This window comes from Halorhabdus tiamatea SARL4B, assembly GCF_000470655.1.
Lineage (GTDB): Archaea > Halobacteriota > Halobacteria > Halobacteriales > Haloarculaceae > Halorhabdus > Halorhabdus tiamatea.
On the sequence record NC_021921.1, the window covers coordinates 275649 to 293499 of the forward strand.

Sequence of the window (17851 nt, forward strand, 5' to 3'; positions counted from 1 at the left end):
GGACGGCGGCCCGAATCGCCAGCTCGTCAGGTCGACGCTGACCGGTAGGCCGACCGGATCGCGACCGCGAGCCCGCCAGCCGTCCAGCCCGCCAGCCCGACGAATGCAACCAGCGGATTCACGCCACCCGATATCGCGTCGCCAGCCACCGGTCCAATAGCCATCTCGAGGACGAGTCCGCGGTAGGCCGAGAGGGGACTCAGGGCGGACAGTGTCGAGAGGTCCTCCGGAGAGACGATCCCGCCGGCGAGGCCGGCCACGAAGCCGAGATCCAGGCCGACGACCAGCACCACGACGCCACCGACAGCCAGCGCGATCGCGTTCCGGGTCGTCCGGGCGATCGACGAGACAGCGATAGCGACCCCGAGTGCCACCGGCGCGAACGCCGCCGTCAGCGCGACGGTCCGCAGGTAGACCAGCGGCGAATCGGCCGTCGCGTGGGTCGCCAGGACGGAGATCGATTCCTCGCGGAACGCGACGACGGAACCACCGGCGAGCAACAGCGGGACGAGCACGATCAGGAGCAGCGTCGCCAGCCGACCCAGGAACACGCCGACGACGTACGATCTGGCGGACAGCGGATACGTCCGGAAGACGGCGAGTTCGCCCCGGACGCGATCGTCGAGGATCGACCGGTAGCCGATCGCGAACGCCACCACCGGCACCAGCACTTCAAGCGGCGTGAGCACCGAGAGTGTCAGCGAGAGGTAGCCACTGCCCCGTGTCGTCCAGGCGATAGCGAGGACGACGAACGCGTAGCCCGCGGCGACGGCGAACAGCGCCCGGCTCCGCACAGTCGCGTCGAAGGCGCGCTGGGCCACCGCAATCGTGCGCTCCCAGGCGTCGTTCATCTGTGATCACCCGCGTCGTTCATCCGCGATCACCCGCCGTCCCGGATCGGACGCCGATAGCGTCCTCGCGGTCGATCAGGGCGTCGATGGCCCCCTCCAGCAAGTCAGTGCCCGTTTCCGCTTCGATCGCGGCGGGCGACCCACCGGCGACGAACGCGCCGTCGTCGAGGACGCGGACCTCGTCGGCGATGCGCTCGGCCGCGCCGAGATCGTGGGTCGCCATGAGCACCGCCGCGCCGTTGGCTGCGAGATCCGCGATGACGTCCGCAATATGGTGACGGAGCTGCGGATCGAGGCCACTGGCCGGTTCGTCGAGCACCACGATCGGCGGCGAGCCGACAGTCGCCTGGGCAAGTCCGAGGAGCCTGACCATGCCACCGGAGAGGTTCTCGACCTGGCGGTCGGCGACGCCGTCGAGACCTACTTGCCCGAGTGTCGCGGTCTCGTCGATCTCCATTGGCACGAGCGATCCGTAGAACGCGATCGTCTCGGCGACGGTGAACTGCGGGCGAAACGCCGGCCGCTGGGGGAGGTACCCGACCGATCGGGCAGCCCCGGCGGTTCGTCTGGTGACAGCTCCGTCGTCCGGCGTGCGAAGGCCAGCCGCGATCGAGAGCAACGTCGACTTCCCGGAACCGTTGGGTCCGAGCAGACACGTCACCGACCCAGCCTTGACGTCGAGAGAGACGCCGTCGAGGACAGCGACGTCCCCGAACGCGTGCCGGACGTCTTCGAGCGCCAGGACGACTTCTCCACTCATGGCGACACCGCCTCACCAGTCGATATATTCCGTGCCATTGCGATCTTCTCGGATTGGACCGGTACGAGCCGTGGCTCGTCGTCGATCACGTTCGCGGATCGAAGGCCGGGTACCGCCGCCTCGAACCGACGCAGGATCGTGACGGCGGGCGAGGTCGAAAGCGTCGCCGCTCCCGTGGACCTGTCCACAGCGCTGTCGACGGGCCCCGTCGGTCGAAACGCGCGGTCGATCCGGCCGTCGGCGTCGGCGTCGCGGCCCGGAATGGTGCCCCAGTAGTTGGCCGTCCAGACGCGGACCGGGCCGCGTCCGGTGGAGACGTAGCGATCGTTGTCGATCACGTCGTTGCCCGTCACGCGGTTCGTCGGGACGATGGTTCCGGTTCGCAGTCCGACGTCGTTGCCGGCCAGGACGTTGTACGCGAACGTCGACCGCTGGGCACCGAGGTCCATCCCGTAGCGATTTGCCACGAGCGTGTTGTTCGCCACGAGTGATGTACTCCCCCCGACCGAAATCCCGACGTCGCTCGCCGAGACGCGGTTGTCGAGAAGCACGTTCGACCGCGGGCGCGTCATGACGACGACGCCGATGTCGGTATCTCTGGCGGTGTTGTTCCTCACAAGCGTTCCGGACGTGTACATCTCGTGGACGCCGAACCGCATCCCCGTCATTCGGTTGTCCCGGACGACGAGCCCGTCGGCGTGGTGGGTGTAGACGGCGTCTCGGCCGCCGGTGAACGTGCTGTCCTGGACGACGATCCGGGCGTCCATCGCCAGCACGCCCATGAACCCGTCCTGCCAGTCGGCCGTCCCGTTGATCGAGACGTTTTCGACCACGACGCCGTCGCTGTCTCGAACGATCGCACCGCTTGCCGGCGTCTCGACGTGGACGCGAGCGAGTAGTGAGCGGTTCGCGCCGTCGAAGACGACTGCAGCGTCGCCGTAGCCGTAGGTCGTCCGGACGCTTTCGTCCCACTCGCCGGCAGTCTCGGCGGCGTCGACCGGGTCTCCCGTGTTCGACTCGCCGACGTCAGTGATCGACAGGTTCGCGAGGCCGACCTCCGGAGCGGACACCCGAATCGCCGTGCCGTTGTCGCCGACGATTCGCGTCCGCTCACCTGCACCACGGATCGTGACGGACGTCTCGACGGTGACGTTGCCGTCGTAGGTTCCGGGTGGCAGTCGGACGGTCGTGTTCGGCGGTGCGGCGTCGACCGCCCCAGCGAGTGTCGGGACGTCTTCGCCGACCGTGATCGAGACCGGCCGATCCAGGAGTGGCCGTCGTTGCCGGACGGTGCGATCGGCCCAGGCCGTCCGATCATTCGCCGCCTCACGCAGCCACGACGCCCGCGGTTCGTCTTCACGGGGTTCGAGTTCCGTCCAGTCGCGAACCGTCCCTCCGTATCGTTTGGCGAAGTCCCTGGCGTCGGCGGCGTCGCTGAAGGGGACGATCGCCGGCCCGCCGGGAGTCCGCGCCTCGCTGTCGACGACGAAGGCGGCCTCACTCGCTCGTACCCACCCGACCGCCGGATCGGACGCGACAGTGAGGGACTTGTCGTCGGTGAGCCGGGGGCCGGCACCCGAATAATCGCTCACGTAGATCGCGAGGGGGCGGCCGAACTGGCGGGTCGTGGTCTCGCGATCCGTCGCATCGACCGCCGACGCCACGCCGTAGTAGCCCACGACGTACTCGTACTGCGAGTAGAACACTTCGACGCGAGGGATCTCGGCTCCCCCGGCGCGGGCCTGCTGGACGTCGACGCCAGTCATCCCCGTCGCGAGCGTGTCCGAGAAGGGGACTGGCCGGGCGCTCGCACTCGCGCCGGGATCGATGGCGAACGCGAGGCTCGCCCCGCTGAGCACGACCGCCAGCGCCGCGAGCACGAGCGTGACGCGCATCGCTACGACTGGGCCAGTTCGGCGATCGTCGAGCGGCTCACGTCGTCGAACTGTGCCGTCGAGCCGCCGTATTCGTCGGCGAGGGCCGTCGCGTCTTCGTTCTCGGAGAACGCGATGAGGTCTCGTCCCATCGCCCCTTCGACGGCGGAGCCGACGACGAAGGTGACCTCACTTGCCGGCGTGAACGCCTCGGCGGCGGGGTGCGTCGAGATGAACGTCGTGCCGGCGTCGGTGAAGATGTCGTAGTCGACGCTCGAATAGTCGGTCACGTAAAACGCGGTCCGGGTCCAGCCCCGATCGCGGCGCTCGAAGTCGTACTGGAAGGCCTCCCAGGTGCTGTCGAAGCGGGCCGGGTTGTCGTGGTTCGACGGCTTCTCGTCCTGGTAGAACACCTCGGCGCTCGGGCCAGGATGCTGTGGAATCACCATGCCACAGACGTCACAGGCGTCGTCGGTCCCCAGGGTGACGGGATCGGGGGCCTCCGACGAGAGACACCCGGCCACGCTCGTGAGCGCGCCGATCCCTATCGCTGCGAGCAGTCGCCGACGCGTGAGACGCCCCGTCTCGCTACCGGAATGAGGGCCACTGGCAGTCATTATCCAATCTTGGTAGTCTGCCACAATGAATCCGCTGGTCCGTTCCCGCAATCCTTTCTCGTTCGGGAACGGTTTAGTGCACTGGGTACAAGAACGCAGTCGTGAACAGACGCGAGTATCTCGGGGCACTCGGTGGCGGTGTCGCCGCGCTGACGGCCGGGTGTTCGGCCGACGAGTCCGACACGTATCTCGACGAACCGGATCTGCGTGCCGAACCGTCCCAACTCCCGTATCCGGTCTACGGGCAGTCGCTACCGGACGTCACGCTGTCGGACCCGATCGCCGACGAGGAAATCACGGTCGGTAACGACGATCGCGACACGCTGCTGACGTTCTTCTACAGTCACTGTCAGTCAGTCTGTCCGCGGTTGGTCTCCGCGTTGCGCAACGTCCAGGCGAACGCCATCGAGGATGGCTTGATCGACACGACGGCGTTCCAGGCCGTGACGTTCGATCCGGAACGCGACGACGGTGACAGACTCCGGGGCTACGCCGACCGGATGAACGTCTCACTGTCCGATAACTGGCGATTCCTGCGGCCGGAATCGCCCGAACACGCACAGGAGGTCGTCACGGACGAGTTCGGCGTCCGCTTCGAGCGAACCCACCCGGAAGAGATGGACATGTACATGTTCTCCCATCGCGCGCTCATCTTGCTGGTCAACGCCGACGGGTACGTCGAGCGCTCGTATCCGAACTCGACGCCGTCCTGGCAGACGATCGACGACGACCTCCGGACATTAAACGACCGGGAGCACTAACATGCGACGGCGTGAACTCCTCGCCGGAATTGGCGGCGCGGCGGTCGTCGGCGGCAGTGCCTACCTCGCGTTCTCCCCGAGCAACAGCGGCGCGATCGAGAGCGACGGCCGACAGATCGACCCGGTCGACGTCGAGACGTTCGAGACGGCCAACAGTCCAGACGGGGAACTGACGGTACCTGTCGAGGGCTCCGTTACCGTGATCGATCTCTTCGCGACCTGGTGTCAGCCGTGTAAACCCGCACTCGAGGCGCTCCGGACGGTCCACCGGGACAACACTGACGTCCAGTTCGTCTCGGTCACCAACGAGGCCCTGGGCGGCGATCTCTCCCGGGCGGACGTCCTCGCGTGGTGGGACGAGTTCGGCGGGCCCTGGGCCGTCGGTCACGACCCCGAGGGCACGCTGCTCGCCCGGCTGGGGACGTCGGCACTTCCCTTCAGTGCCGTCGCCAATCCCGACGGCCGGATCGTCTGGGCGGAGAAGGGCGTCCCTGAGCCGGAGCGAGTCGACGAGGCGATCTCCGCCGCGCGATCATGAGCGGGCTCGCCCTGGACGCGACCGTCGTCTTCGCGGTCACGACCGGCGCGACGACGTTTTTCGCCCCCTGTGCCTACCCGCTGCTTCCGGGCTACGTCGGCTATTATCTCCAGGACGAACCAGAGGTGGGGACGTCCGTGCTCGCAGGGGCGCTCGCGCGAGGGCTGGCAGCGAGTCTCGGCGTGCTGAGTACCTTCGGCGCGCTCGCTGTCGCGGCCGTGATGGTCGGCCAGCCGATCCAGGCCCACCTCTCGCAACTGGAACTCCTCGTCGGCGTCCTGTTAGTTGTCCTCGGCCTGGCGACGCTGTCCGGCCGGACGACCGGCTGGCACGCGCGTCTGCCCGAGCGCCGCACGTCGATCGCCGGGTTCGTCGGGTTCGGGGGACTCTACGCCGTCGCGGCGACCGGGTGTGTCGCGCCCGTCTTCCTCGCCGTGGTCTCCCAGGCGCTGACGTTCGGACCGATGGGGACGGCCGCCGTGTTGGGCGGGTACGCCGCCGGGATGGCCGTGTTGATGATCGCCGCCACCGTCGCGGTCGCGGTCGGCGTCGAGATTACGACGGACCGCTTCGCCGGACTCACCGACCGACTCACACCGATCGCCGGCGGTATCCTCGTCGTCGCTGGCCTCGTCCAAATTTGGCTCGCCCTGTTCGTCTACAGCGTCTGAGATCGCCGCGAGAACCACCGGGCGGCGTGCCGGAAGCCGAACACAAAAGCCGCCGCCGACCAATGTCGGGGTATGCAGACAGACCCAGGCTCTCGACTCCGGCGCGTCGCTCGCGAGCATACGCTCGGCGTGACGGCCGTCGTCTCCGCGGTCGGGTACGCGCTCGTCGCCGGCGCGTTCGCGGGCGCAATCCCGCTGTTTCCGTCGCTTTCACGCTCGACGGTCAACCTCTTTGGCCATCTCATCGCGATCGTCAACGCGAGCGCGCTGACGGCGATCCTCGTCGGGATCTACTTCATCAAGCGCGACGAGGTCGAAAAGCATCGCGCGGCCATGTTGACCGCGTTCGCACTCATCGCCGTCTTTCTCGTCCTCTACCTCTGGAAAGTCGGCGGCGGCTTCGAGAAGTCGATCACCGCCACCGGTCTCCCGGAGATCGCGTATCTCCTGATGCTCGCCGTTCACATCGTCCTCTCCGTGGTCGCCGTCCCGGTCGTCCTCTATGCGGTGATCCTCGGATTCACCCACTCCCCGGCAGAATTACGATCGACGGCTCACGCCCGCGTCGGCCGGATCGCCGTCGCCGCCTGGTCGATCAGTCTCTTCCTTGGGATCGTGACGTACGTCATGCTGAACCACGTCTATGGGTGGGTGCCCCGGGAGTCTGCGCTCCTGCTGATCGCCGTTCCGCGATCGGCGTGGTCGCTGGGCTGGCGATCTGACTGATGGGCTCCGCTGAGAGGATTTTCCGCCGTCGGCCTCACTGGTTTCGCTCGATCAGGTCGATGACGTCTTCGACCGGCTGGAAGCCGTCGGCGACGCGTTCGACTGCTTCGCCCTCACGGAAGACGACGAGCAGTGGGACGCTGCGTACGTCGAAGCGGTCGACCAGCGGCGGGTCGTCGCGCGGGTTGACCGTCGCGACGACGGCGTCACTCTCCTGGGCGGCGATCCCCAGGATCGGCTCCATCGATGCACACACGCTACAGCCCTCGGTGTAGAATTCCACGAGAACCGTGTCGTACGTCTCGACGAGCGCGTCGAGGTCTGCCTCGTCCGCGAGAGCGACCGGTCGTTCGGGTGGGTCAGCGGCGTCGTACTGCGTGGCTGCTGTCATTGCCCGTACTCCGCGCCGGAGGTTCAAAGACCACTCGGTATTGTCCAATCATCACAATCTCCCTGGAGTCGTTTGCCGGCGCGCGCCGGCGACCAACGGGTATTTGTCTCCCGACCGGCACCCACACAGGCATGGACGCGGCCCTGGGACCGCCGGCAAAGATGGTCGACCGGCGCGAGGAACTCACGCCGATGTTGTGCCAGTACGTCGAGCTGACCGAACGCTACGACGACGCGCTCGTGCTCTTTCAGTCCGGTGATTTCTACAAGGCATTCTGTGAGGGTGCCGAGGTACTCGCCCGGATCTGTGAGGTGACGCTGACCGAACGCGAGGACTCCACTGGCACCTACGCGATGACTGGTGTACCGGTCGCCAACGCCGAATCTTACGTCGAGAAGCTGCTGGACGCGGGCTATCGCGTCGCGATCGCCGATCAGGTCGAAGACCCCGACGAGGTCAGCGGCGTCGTCGAGCGTGCGGTCACCCGGATCATCACGCCCGGCACACTCACCGAGGACGAACTGCTCGGCGGGGCCGAGAACAACTACGTCGCCGCGATTGCCGCCGAAGACAGTCGCTTCGGCCTCGCCGTCCTCGACGTCTCGACGGGCGACTTCTACGCGACCAGCACCGACGATCGAGACACTGTTCGGGACGAACTCGGCCGCTTCGCCCCCGCAGAGGGGATCGTCGGGCCAGACGCCCCGGACCTCTTCGATGGCAATTCGACCGTCAGCCCCGTCGAAGCAGGGTATTTCGAGCACGAGGCAGCAAGCCAGCGGGTCCGCGAGTACTTCGGTGCCCCCGATCGACTGCTCGCGAGCGACGCCGAGGTCAGGGCCTGCGGCGCGTTGCTATCGTATGCCGAATACGCCCGCGGTGGTCAGGACGGCCGCCTCGACTATCTCAATTACCTCTCTCGTTACGATCCGCGGGCGTACATGGTACTCGACGCGGTCGCCCTCGAGAGTCTAGAAATCTTCGAGCGCCGAAGCGTGACGGGCGGTGCGGACCTGACGCTCGTCGACATCGTCGACGAGACGGCGTCCGCGCTCGGTCGTCGTCGACTGACCGACTGGCTCCGTCGCCCGTTGATCGACCGTGATCGGATCGAAGCCCGCCACGGAGCCGTCGAGGAACTCGTTTCGGACGTCCGGACGCGTGAACGCCTTCAAGAGCTGCTTGCGGCCGTCTACGACCTCGAGCGACTCATCTCCCGGGTCTCCCGATCACGTGCCGACGCCCGCGATCTGCGCTCGCTGAAAGACACACTCGACGTACTCCCGGAGATCAGGTCGAAACTGGCGGAGGCGGACGCCCCCCTGCTCGCCGACCTGCATGAACAGCTCGACGAGATGGCCGACGTCCGTGACCTGATCGAGGACGCCATCGCGGCCGATCCGCCCACCGAAATCACCGAGGGCGGGATCATCAGCGAGGGATACCACGACCGCCTCGACGAGTTGCGCGCGACCGAACGTGAGGGCAAAGCCTGGATCGCTGACCTCGAGGAAAGCGAACGCGAACGCACTGGGATCGACTCCCTGAAGGTCGGTCACAACGCCGTCCACGGCTACTACATCGAGGTGACTGACGCGAACCTCGATCGCGTACCCGAGGACTACCAGCGCAGACAGACGCTGAAGAACGCCGAGCGCTACTACACGCCCGAACTCAAGGAGCGCGAAGACGAGATCTTCCGCGCGGCGGGACGAGCCGACGACCTGGAGTACGAGTTGTTCGCCGACGTTCGCGATCAGGTCGCTGCCGAGTCCGAGCGCGTCCAGGCCGTCGCCGACGCCGTGGCGACCCTGGACGTCCTGGTCGGATTTGCCACCGTCGCGGCCGAGTATGACTACTGTCGTCCGTCCGTCGACGGCGACGGCATCCACATCGAGGGCGGTCGCCATCCGGTCGTCGAGCGCACTGAGGACCGGTTCGTCCCGAACGACACCCGTCTCGACGATGACGCCTTCCTCGCGGTGATCACGGGGCCGAACATGAGTGGCAAGTCGACCCACATGCGCCAGGTCGCCCTGATCGCGATCCTCGCCCAGGCCGGGAGCTTCGTGCCCGCCGAATCGGCGGTCCTGCGGATCGTCGACCGCGTGTTCACCCGCGTCGGGGCGAGCGACGACATCGCGGGCGGGCGCTCGACGTTCATGGTCGAGATGAGCGAACTCGCGACGATCCTGGACCAGGCGACCGCGGACTCGCTCGTCCTGCTCGACGAGGTCGGCCGCGGAACGAGTACGACCGACGGGCTCGCAATCGCCCAGGCAGTCACGGAGTTCGTCCACGACGAGGTCGGTGCGACGACGTTGTTTGCCACCCATCACCACGAACTGACCGAGGTGGTAGCCGATCTCGACGGCGCGCTGAACCTGCACTTCCGGACGGAACGAGAGGACGGAGACGTCTCCTTCCCCTACGATATCGCACCTGGTGCGGCCGCAGCCTCCTACGGCGTCGAGGTGGCCGGCGTGGCTGGCGTGCCGGATCCGGTCGTCGACCGTTCGCGGGAACTGCTTGCCGACAGTGACCACGACGATGAGCTAGGACAGCTGGGAGATGAGCGTCATCGAGCTGTCGACGACCATCCGGACGAATCAGGGCACGACGAACCGGACGCCGACGTCCTCACTGAATTACGGTCGCTTTCAGTCGCCGAGATGACGCCCATCGAGGCGCTAAACGCCCTGGCAGACCTCAAACAACGGGCCGAATGAGGCGATTTCGTCAGACTCAGTCGTCGCCGAGTTCGGCGGCGATGGTTTCGAGTTCCGTTTTCCGGAACGGTCGTTCGTGGTCGCGGTCGTCGTCGAGACCGTCGATCCGGCGGGCGATCTCTTCTCGCATGTCGGCTTTGGCGGGGAGCTGTCCCGGGCCGATGTCCGCACCGACGCCCTCGCTGATCGCGGCGAGACTCTCCTTGGTGAATCCGGTGGATCCTCGGCGTTCGAACCGATCGACCGCCAGCCTGATCTCGTTGCGGAGTTCGTCGACAGTTTTGGCCATGCTGTGGGAGATGTCCGGCCCTGTCCTGTAGATTGCGGTCGTGGAGCCCGATGATTCGCGTTTACCGACAGCGTTTTTCCCACCCCAGCCCAGTCACCGGTGTGCATCTCCGTGGGCCAGTCCTCGACGTGAGCGAGACGAAAACCGTCAGCACGCAGTACGGCGAACGCGACCTCTCGGAGGTCACGATCCGCCCCGAGGACGGCCGCGCGGACCCAGTCACGGTCACGCTGTGGGGCAAGTGGACCGAGACGGCCGACATCCTCGAAGCCGGGATGGACGTCGCCGTCTACGACGCCGAAGAGCGCGAGTATCGCGGCGAAACACAGTACACGACCGGCGAGGACGCGATGGTCGTCGTCGAACCCGACTTCATCGTCGACGTGACGGACGTCCGGTCGTGGGTGCAGTGCCCCCGGATGTACTACCTGAACAAACTCTCGGGGACGCCGCTCGCGTACCCGGTGGTCAAAGGGACGATCGTCCACGAGGTCTTCGGCGACCTTCTGCGCGGTCGTGACGTCGAGGATGCCGTCGCCGAACGCGTCGCGGAGGTCGGCCTCGAACTCGGCCTGCTGGGACGGGACGCCGAAACGGTTCGCGAGGACGCGCTCGACCACGCGAGCGCGATCGAGGGGTGGCTCCAGCAGGGACATCTGACCGATGGCGGCCAGACCACGTTCGGCCCGACAGACGGCGAGTGGCGCTCCGAACAGACGCTCATCAGCCAGCGTTACGGCCTGAAGGGGCGAGCCGACGCCGTTCGGCGGGGGATGCCCGTCGAACTCAAGACGGGCAAGAACACGAACCGCGAGCCCCGCTTTCAGGACAAGATCCAGGCTGCCGCCTACGCGCTCGTCCTCGGCGAACACGGCGAAGAACCGCCGAATACTGGCACACTCCTCTATACCAAGAACGCGGCCGTCGAGCGCACCGAGGCGGGCGGCGATCTCTCGCCGGCCAAGGAGTTCTCGATCGGGTCGGGCTTGCTGGAGTTCGTCCTCCGGACGAGAAACGAGATCGCCGCGATGGAGCACGGGATGGACGTCCCGACGGGCTACGAAGCCGACGCCAAATGCGAGTACTGCTTCGAGCAGGACACCTGCATGGCTGTTTCCGGCCGGCTCGATCAGGAGTCGAAGGCCGGCCAGATCGGGACCCCGATCCCCGACGAGGAACGCGAGTACTTCGAGCGGAACTATCGTGCGATCGAGGCCGAACGCCGGGCCGCCCACCGGGAGTACGCCAAACTCTGGCGGCAGGACAAAGCGGAGCGGGCCGACGACGATCGGGCGCTGATCGGTCTCGAACCGGTCGGGCAGCGGGAACTGGATGACGGCAGCTGGGAGTTGCGAGCCACAGCCACGGGCGCGACCTCGAAGATCCGGGAGGGCGACGTCGTGCTGGCGAGCGACGGCGATCCGATCGAAGGTGAGGCGGAGTTGGCCCGCGTCCAACGGCTGACAGATGAAATCGTCGTCACCGCCGACGAACCGGTCGAACTCCGCCGGCTAGACGTCTATCCCTCTGAACTCTCGACTGACCGGATGCTGACGGCGATTCACGACGCGCTCCTCTGGCAATCGAGCGACGAAAAGGCCGTCCTCTTCGGCCGCCGCGAGCCCGAATTCCGCGAGATCGAGGAGACATTCGTCGAGAACAATCCCGCCCAGGACCGGGCTGTCAGGCGTGCCGTCGGGGCCGAGGACTTCGCGCTGATTCACGGGCCGCCCGGGACGGGCAAGACCTACACGCTCGCGACGCTGGTCGACGCGCTGGTCGAACGCGGCGAGCGCGTCCTCCTTTCGGCGTTCACGAACCGCGCGGTCGACAACGCTGTCGAGGCGCTGCTGGAGCAGGGCGTCGAGGGCGTGGTTCGCATGGGGACCGAGACCGGCGTCCGCGAGGACCTCCAGCACGTCCGACTCGATCCGGCGGGCGATCCCGACGAGCGAGCGGCCGAGCTGACGGACGCGCCCGTCGTCGCGGCGACGACCGCGACCTGCGGCTCGCGGATCATGCGCGAGCAGGACTTCGACGTGGCGGTCATCGACGAGGCGGGACAGTTGACCGAACCCGGCGCGCTCGCGGCGGTCGCCCGCGCCGAGCGGTTCGTGCTCGTCGGCGACCACCGGCAACTCCCGCCGGTCGTCCGTGCGGCGGACGAGGTCCGTGATCGGGAGGGGGCTGCTGATCTCTCCCAATCGCTGTTCGAGCGGCTGATCGACGCCCATCCCGACGCCGGTGTGTTGCTCGACCGCCAGTACCGGATGGCCCAGCGGATTCAGGCGTACTCTTCGACGGAGTTCTACGACGGGCAACTCCGGCCCGCGACTGGCGAAATCGCCGGGCAGACGCTTGCCGATCTCGACGGCGTCGATCCGGCCGCACTGCCCACCCATCTCCAGGGTCGGGTGACGTTCCTCGATCCCGACGGGCAGGCGGTGGGAAACACCAATCCCGACGAAGCCGCGGCCGTGGCGGAGACGGTCGAATCGTACCTGACGGCGGGCGTCGATCCGGGAGACGTGGGCGTGATTGCGCCGTATCGCGCCCAGGTCGCCGAGATCGGCCAGCGCGTGCCCGACGGCGTGACCGTCGACACCGTCGATCGCTTCCAGGGGTCGAGCAAGGAGGTCGTCCTCGTCTCATTCGTCGCCACGGGAAGCCTCGACGGGCCGATCTTCGAGGACTATCGGCGGATCAACGTCGCGCTGACGCGAGCGAAGCGCGCGCTCGTGCTGATCGGGGACGCCGAGGCGCTCTCGACGGACGAGCGGTACCGCCGAATGGTCGAGTGGGCGCGGTGAGCAGGATCGACAGTCCGAAGGTCCACCCGACGCAATCGCTCGGCGTGTCACCTGCCACGGACGGGCCGACGGTCGCCGGGAAGTGCGAACCCGAACCAGCGGCGCTCGCGGCCGCCGCCGATCGGGGATTCGACGCCGTCGAACTCTACCTCGAACGCGACCATCTCGACGCGCTCGAGGAGACGGTCCGAACTGTCGAGGACGCGGCCGTCTCGGCCGTCTCGGTCCACACGCCACACGTCACACCCGAGGAGCGCGAGTACTACGAACTGACCGATCGCCTCGCGGTCGAACTCGACGCCTACCTGGTGCTCCATTCGAAGTACGTCATGCACGTCTTCGCCCCCGACGTGGCGGCGATCGGCTTTTCGGCCCCCAACGGCCACGAGAACAACACCGGCGCGAGCGTCATGCACCTCGAAGAGATGATTCTCGCCCGCGACAACGATCTGGTGCTCGATACGGCCCACCTCTATACGGCCGAACGCGAGTATCTGGACGCGCTGGAGTACCTGCTCTCGACGTATCCCGACCAGATCGGGCTGATCCATCTCACCGACAGCACGCGCCGCAACGACGGGTTGGCCTTCGGCGACGGCGAGATCGACCTGGCGGCGACAGTCGAGACGATCCGTGACTCGGCGTTCGATGGCCCGATCGTGCTGGAGGTCATGCCTGAGTCCCAGGCAGCGGCCCGAGACGCGTTCGAGCGGTACTGGACGGAATGAGTCGTAATCGATCCGCCGTGGGCAATCCATTTGTGGCCCGCGTCCGTCTCGACACCCGAACAGATGACATTCGAAGTCCCACGCGGAGACGGCTACGTCGAGGTCGATCTCCCCGACTGCGACGTGACGATCGCGGAACTCCCCGGCGGCGAACCAGTCGACGTCCGCGAAGCGGCCGAGGCGGCGGTGGCCGATCCTCACGGCCCACCACTCGTCGAACGCGCGAACGCCGACGACGAGGTCGCCATCGTCGTCACGGACGTGACGCGGGACGCACCCGACGGGATTCTGGTCGATGTCCTCTTCGAGGAACTCGAGGCCGCGGGCGTCGACCGCGAGCAGGTCACCATCGTCCTCGGCCTCGGCCTCCACCGGCCGATGGACGAGGCGGAGATCGAGGCCGAACTCGACGAGTACGCCGACCTCGCGGAGAACCACGACCCCGACGACACCGTCACGCTCGGCGAGGTCGACGACGTCCCGATCGAGATCTATCGCCCCGTCGCCGAGGCCGATCTCGTACTCACCACGGGCCAGAGCGAACCCCACCAGTACGCGGGCTTCTCCGGCGGCGCGAAGACGGTCATCATCGGCGCGGGCGGCGAGTCCTTCATCAAGTACACCCACGGCCCGGACATGCTGGGCCAGGAGTCGGTCAAGCTGGGCAAGATCGACGGCAACCCCTTCCGGGAGGCCGTCGAGGAAGCCGGCGAACTCGTCGGGCTTGACTTCTGTCTGAACGTCACGCCCGGCCCCGACGGCTTTCTGGACGCCGCCGCGGGCGATTCGGGTGCCGTCGTCCGCGATCTGGCCGAGACCGCCCGCGAGGCGCTGGCCTTCGAGGTCGACGGCGAGTACGACGCTGTCGTCTCGGGCGTCGGCGCGCCCAAGGATGCCCAGCTCTACCAGACCACGCGCGGAATAACCTACGTCGTGCTCTCCGATGGCGCGCCGGTCAAGGAAGGTGGACGCGTGGTCGTCCCCGCCGTGCTCGACGAGGGCTACGGCGCGGGGCGTGGCGAAGAGCGCTTCTACGAGTGGCTTTCTGGAGCGGAGGACGCCGAATCCTGCTATCAGGCGATGCTCGAGGGCTACGAGCCGGGTGCCCAGCGCGGCTTTGTCACGGTGCGGTCGCTACGCCATGCCGACGCCTACGTTACGAACAGCGAAGACCCCGACCTCGTCGAGGAGTGTCTCATGCACGCCGAGGAAACTGTCGAGGACGCGATCGAACCCGGCAGTGACGTGCTCGTGGTGCCGAAAGCGCCGAAGACGCTTCTGGTCTGACGGGCCGGGGTTGACGTTACCGCCACGCGAAGGTTTAACCGCGAAATTTGGCTAGCTGGAGGCGTGCCCTCCCCGTCTGACGTCCTCGGGATCGACCGGACTGCGAGCGAAGACGCGATCCACCGCGCCTATCGACGGCGAGTCAAGACTGCCCACCCAGATCAGGGTGGCTCGGCAGCCGAGTTTCAAGCCGTCCAGTCCGCCTACGAGGAACTCCTCGAACGACGACGCGAAGGCACGGAGTCGGGTGCGGGCTCGGAACCGACGATCCGACAGGTCGACGTCACGTATCTCGATTACGCCGTCTTAGAGGACCGTGGGTGGTGCCTCGAGGACGCTGCTCTCTTTGAGAAGGCCGCCGCGGCGGATCTCGACGCTGGGGCGTACGGAACCCTCTCTGTACGACCCGATCGAACGCTCCTCGAATCCGCCGAGCAGGCGGGCCAGGCGTGGCCCTACTCCTGTCGCGGCGGGGCGTGTGCCAACTGTGCGGTCGCCGTCCTCGAGGGTGAACTCTCCCAGCCGGTCAATCACGTCCTTCCAGCCGAAGCGATCGACCGTGGCATCCGTCTGTCCTGCGTCGGGTACCCGATCACCGACGAACTCAGGGTCGTCTACTACGTCAAGCACCTGCCGTCGATCGCCGATCTCCGACTCCCGCCGCGTCCGGCCGACAGTCGCGGAATCGACTGACGGAAGCGGGGATTTGACCAATAAAATCCCCGTTTGACCCATCGGCACACCCTTTACAGTGGCTGTTTTACCGGGCTTACATGGGGAAGTTACTGCCACGCCGCGGTGAGCGCGGAGAGACCGCCGAGGAACCACGGGTGCTCGGGCTCACCGAGGGGGCCGCAGACGAAGCCTTCGCCGCCCTCTCCTCGGAGACGGCCCGGCGAGTGCTGGCACTCGTCTACGACGACCCCCGGACGCCCGTCGAGATCCGCGAGGAGATCGGAACCTCCCTCCAGAACGTCCACTATCACGTCGAGAAACTCGAATCGGCGGATTTGATCGAGTCGGTCGGCACGGACTACTCGGCGAAGGGCAACGAGATGAACGTCTACGCGCCGACCAGCGAGGCGCTGGTGCTCGTCGCGGGCGAAGAAGAGCACGAATCGCTGTTGAAGCGAGCAGTCGGTCGATTGCTGGCCGGCGTCGGCGTGCTCGCTGCCGGTGCACTGACGTTCGGGTTCGCCATCCAGCAGTTCCTCGCGGACTCGACGCCGGACGGGACGAGCGGCGATAGCGGTGGCGTGGGCGCGATGGATCTCGAATCGACAGAAACAGCCGCGGAAGCGACCGATCCGCTTTCGTTTCTCGGCGAGCCCGCGGTCGCCTTCTTCGTCGGCGGCGCGTTCGTTCTGGCCGTCGTCGGCGTCTGGTGGTACGCACGTCGTCGGTGATCGTTGCTGGAATCCGTCACTGTCGATGATCGTATTTTCGACGGATAGCAAGTAGTTAGTAACTTCGCTGGCAAGCCCGACGCGTATGGACGTACAGTCCATTTCCGACCTTTCGGACCGACGGCGACGAGCGCTTTTCGAGCGAGACTCCGGGATCGGCGAGATCCGCGAGGACGTCGCCGAGATCGTCGAGACGGTCCATCACGACGGCGACGACGCCCTTCGGGAGTTCAGTCGCCGCTTCGACGACGTCGAGATCGAGGACTTCGACGTCACCGAACAGGCTGTCGCGGCCTACGAGTCGATCGACGACGAGGTTCGCGAGGCCATCGAGACGGCCGCCGCAAACATCCGCGCGTTCCACGAACGCCAGGTGCCCGAGGACTGGTCGGTCGAACCGAGCGAGGGCCGCGAACTCGGCCGGAAGTACTACCCACTCGATTCAGCAGGGGTCTACGCACCCGGCGGCACGGCAGCCTATCCCTCCAGCGTGTTGATGGGCGTCGTGCCCGCGAAGGTCGCCGGCGTCGAGCACGTCGCGGTGGCGACGCCGCCGGCCGAGGAGATCAACCCGGTCACGATGGCGGCGATGCACGCGGCTGGCGCGGACGCCGTCTACCAGATCGGCGGCGCACAGGCCATCGCCGCGCTCGCCTACGGCACCGAGTCGGTCGACCCCGTCGACGTGATCGTCGGCCCCGGCAACCGGTGGGTCACGGCCGCGAAGGCCGAAGTGCGGGGCGACGTCCGCATCGACATGCTCGCCGGCCCCAGCGAGGTCCTGACGCTGACTGACGCGAGCGCCGACCCCGAGATCGTCGCCGCCGAGGTCATCGCCCAGGCCGAACACGACCCGAACGCCGGCGTCGTCGCGGTGACGCCCGACGCCGACCACGCCCAAGCGGTCGCCGACGAGATCGACCGCCAGACCCCCGCGCGCGAGCGGGAAGACATCGTCCGCGAGGCACTCGACAACGACGCCAGCGGCGTCTTCCTCGCGGATTCGATGGACGAGGCTGTCGCCTTCAGCGAGGACTACGCGCCCGAGCACATCTTCGTCCACGCCGAGAGCGAGCGCGACTTGCTCGATCGGATCACGAACTACGGGAGTGCGTTCGTCGGCGAGTTCACGCCGGTTGCAGCGGGCGATTACGCCAGCGGCACGAACCACGTGCTCCCGACCGGCGGTTCGGCGAAGATCGCAAGCGGACTCTCGGTGGACGACTTTATCCGTCCCGCGACGTATCAACAACTCTCCGAGGAAGGGCTTGGGACGCTTCGGGAGACGATCACCACGCTCGCGAACGCAGAAGGACTCGAAGCACACGCCCAGAGCGTCGAAACGCGATTCGACGATTGAGGATCACGTCTCATACGGACAGTTGTAATTCGTTACCGCCCTGGGGATACCAG

17 protein-coding genes are annotated in these 17851 nt (G+C 66.9%); 11 read left to right on the top strand and 6 right to left on the bottom strand.

The features are described from left to right. Positions 1-26: 26 nt before the first annotated feature. Genes HTIA_RS01405 through HTIA_RS01420 form a run of 4 tightly spaced genes read right to left on the bottom strand, consistent with a single transcriptional unit; the run spans position 27 to position 4102 of the window. Positions 27-851 carry an ABC transporter permease gene (locus tag HTIA_RS01405; RefSeq protein WP_008528166.1) on the bottom strand — a complete coding sequence of 275 codons (825 nt, stop codon included), beginning with the start codon at positions 849-851 and terminating at the stop codon, positions 27-29. Positions 852-870: 19 nt separating this feature from the next. Continuing rightward, positions 871-1611, bottom strand: a complete 741-nt coding sequence (locus HTIA_RS01410; RefSeq protein WP_008528167.1) for an ABC transporter ATP-binding protein — start codon at positions 1609-1611, stop codon at positions 871-873. Next, complete coding sequence (locus HTIA_RS01415) at positions 1608-3506, bottom strand: NosD domain-containing protein (RefSeq protein ID WP_008528168.1); 1899 nt, start codon at positions 3504-3506, stop codon at positions 1608-1610. Before HTIA_RS01415 ends, HTIA_RS01410 begins: the two co-directional genes overlap by 4 nt. A 2-nt stretch (positions 3507-3508) precedes the next feature. Next, the gene (locus tag HTIA_RS01420; protein ID WP_008528169.1) at positions 3509-4102 is read right to left on the bottom strand and encodes a nitrous oxide reductase accessory protein NosL; all 594 of its coding nucleotides are present in this window, start codon (positions 4100-4102) and stop codon (positions 3509-3511) included. A gap of 101 nt (positions 4103-4203) precedes the next feature. Here HTIA_RS01420 and HTIA_RS01425 point away from each other — a divergent pair, with 101 nt between their 5' ends. The 4 genes from HTIA_RS01425 to HTIA_RS01440 all read left to right on the top strand — a co-directional run bounded on the left by HTIA_RS01425 (position 4204) and on the right by HTIA_RS01440 (position 6798). After that, positions 4204-4863 carry an SCO family protein gene (locus tag HTIA_RS01425; protein WP_008528170.1) on the top strand — a complete coding sequence of 220 codons (660 nt, stop codon included), beginning with the start codon at positions 4204-4206 and terminating at the stop codon, positions 4861-4863. Position 4864: 1 nt separating this feature from the next. Next, positions 4865-5401, top strand: a complete 537-nt coding sequence (locus HTIA_RS01430) for a TlpA family protein disulfide reductase (protein ID WP_008528171.1) — start codon at positions 4865-4867, stop codon at positions 5399-5401. After that, positions 5398-6072 carry a cytochrome c biogenesis CcdA family protein gene (locus HTIA_RS01435; protein ID WP_020935935.1) on the top strand — a complete coding sequence of 225 codons (675 nt, stop codon included), beginning with the start codon at positions 5398-5400 and terminating at the stop codon, positions 6070-6072. Before HTIA_RS01430 ends, HTIA_RS01435 begins: the two co-directional genes overlap by 4 nt. Positions 6073-6144: 72 nt before the next feature. Continuing rightward, positions 6145-6798, top strand: a complete 654-nt coding sequence (locus tag HTIA_RS01440; protein WP_008528174.1) for a DUF420 domain-containing protein — start codon at positions 6145-6147, stop codon at positions 6796-6798. Positions 6799-6832: 34 nt separating this feature from the next. On the opposite strand, the gene HTIA_RS01445 is transcribed toward HTIA_RS01440, so the two are convergent. Continuing rightward, positions 6833-7189, bottom strand: coding sequence for a thioredoxin family protein (locus HTIA_RS01445; RefSeq protein WP_008528176.1), 357 nt, complete (start codon positions 7187-7189; stop codon positions 6833-6835). A gap of 131 nt (positions 7190-7320) precedes the next feature. On the opposite strand from HTIA_RS01445, the gene mutS reads away from it, so the two are divergent. Further along, complete coding sequence (gene mutS, locus HTIA_RS01450; protein WP_008528177.1) at positions 7321-9918, top strand: DNA mismatch repair protein MutS; 2598 nt, start codon at positions 7321-7323, stop codon at positions 9916-9918. 16 nt (positions 9919-9934) lie between these two features. On the opposite strand, the gene HTIA_RS01455 is transcribed toward mutS, so the two are convergent. Then, positions 9935-10207 carry a hypothetical protein gene (locus tag HTIA_RS01455; protein WP_008528178.1) on the bottom strand — a complete coding sequence of 91 codons (273 nt, stop codon included), beginning with the start codon at positions 10205-10207 and terminating at the stop codon, positions 9935-9937. 101 nt (positions 10208-10308) lie between these two features. Here HTIA_RS01455 and HTIA_RS01460 point away from each other — a divergent pair, with 101 nt between their 5' ends. From HTIA_RS01460 to hisD, 6 genes are all read left to right on the top strand, one after another. Then, entirely contained in the window at positions 10309-13017 is a 2709-nt protein-coding gene (locus tag HTIA_RS01460) for an AAA domain-containing protein (protein ID WP_008528179.1), read from the top strand. After that, positions 13005-13745, top strand: a complete 741-nt coding sequence (locus HTIA_RS01465; protein ID WP_008528180.1) for a sugar phosphate isomerase/epimerase family protein — start codon at positions 13005-13007, stop codon at positions 13743-13745. Before HTIA_RS01460 ends, HTIA_RS01465 begins: the two co-directional genes overlap by 13 nt. A 63-nt stretch (positions 13746-13808) precedes the next feature. Continuing rightward, a complete protein-coding gene (locus HTIA_RS01470) occupies positions 13809-15032 on the top strand; it encodes a lactate racemase domain-containing protein (RefSeq protein ID WP_008528181.1) in 1224 nt (407 codons plus the stop codon). Positions 15033-15095: 63 nt separating this feature from the next. Then, positions 15096-15725, top strand: a complete 630-nt coding sequence (gene fer / locus HTIA_RS01475) for a ferredoxin Fer (protein WP_008528182.1) — start codon at positions 15096-15098, stop codon at positions 15723-15725. A gap of 80 nt (positions 15726-15805) precedes the next feature. Continuing rightward, complete coding sequence (locus HTIA_RS01480) at positions 15806-16438, top strand: ArsR/SmtB family transcription factor (protein ID WP_008528183.1); 633 nt, start codon at positions 15806-15808, stop codon at positions 16436-16438. An 85-nt stretch (positions 16439-16523) separates the two neighbouring features. Next, positions 16524-17798: a histidinol dehydrogenase gene (hisD, locus tag HTIA_RS01485; RefSeq protein ID WP_008528184.1), complete on the top strand. Its 1275-nt coding sequence runs from the start codon at positions 16524-16526 to the stop codon at positions 17796-17798. Positions 17799-17851: the final 53 nt, after the last annotated feature.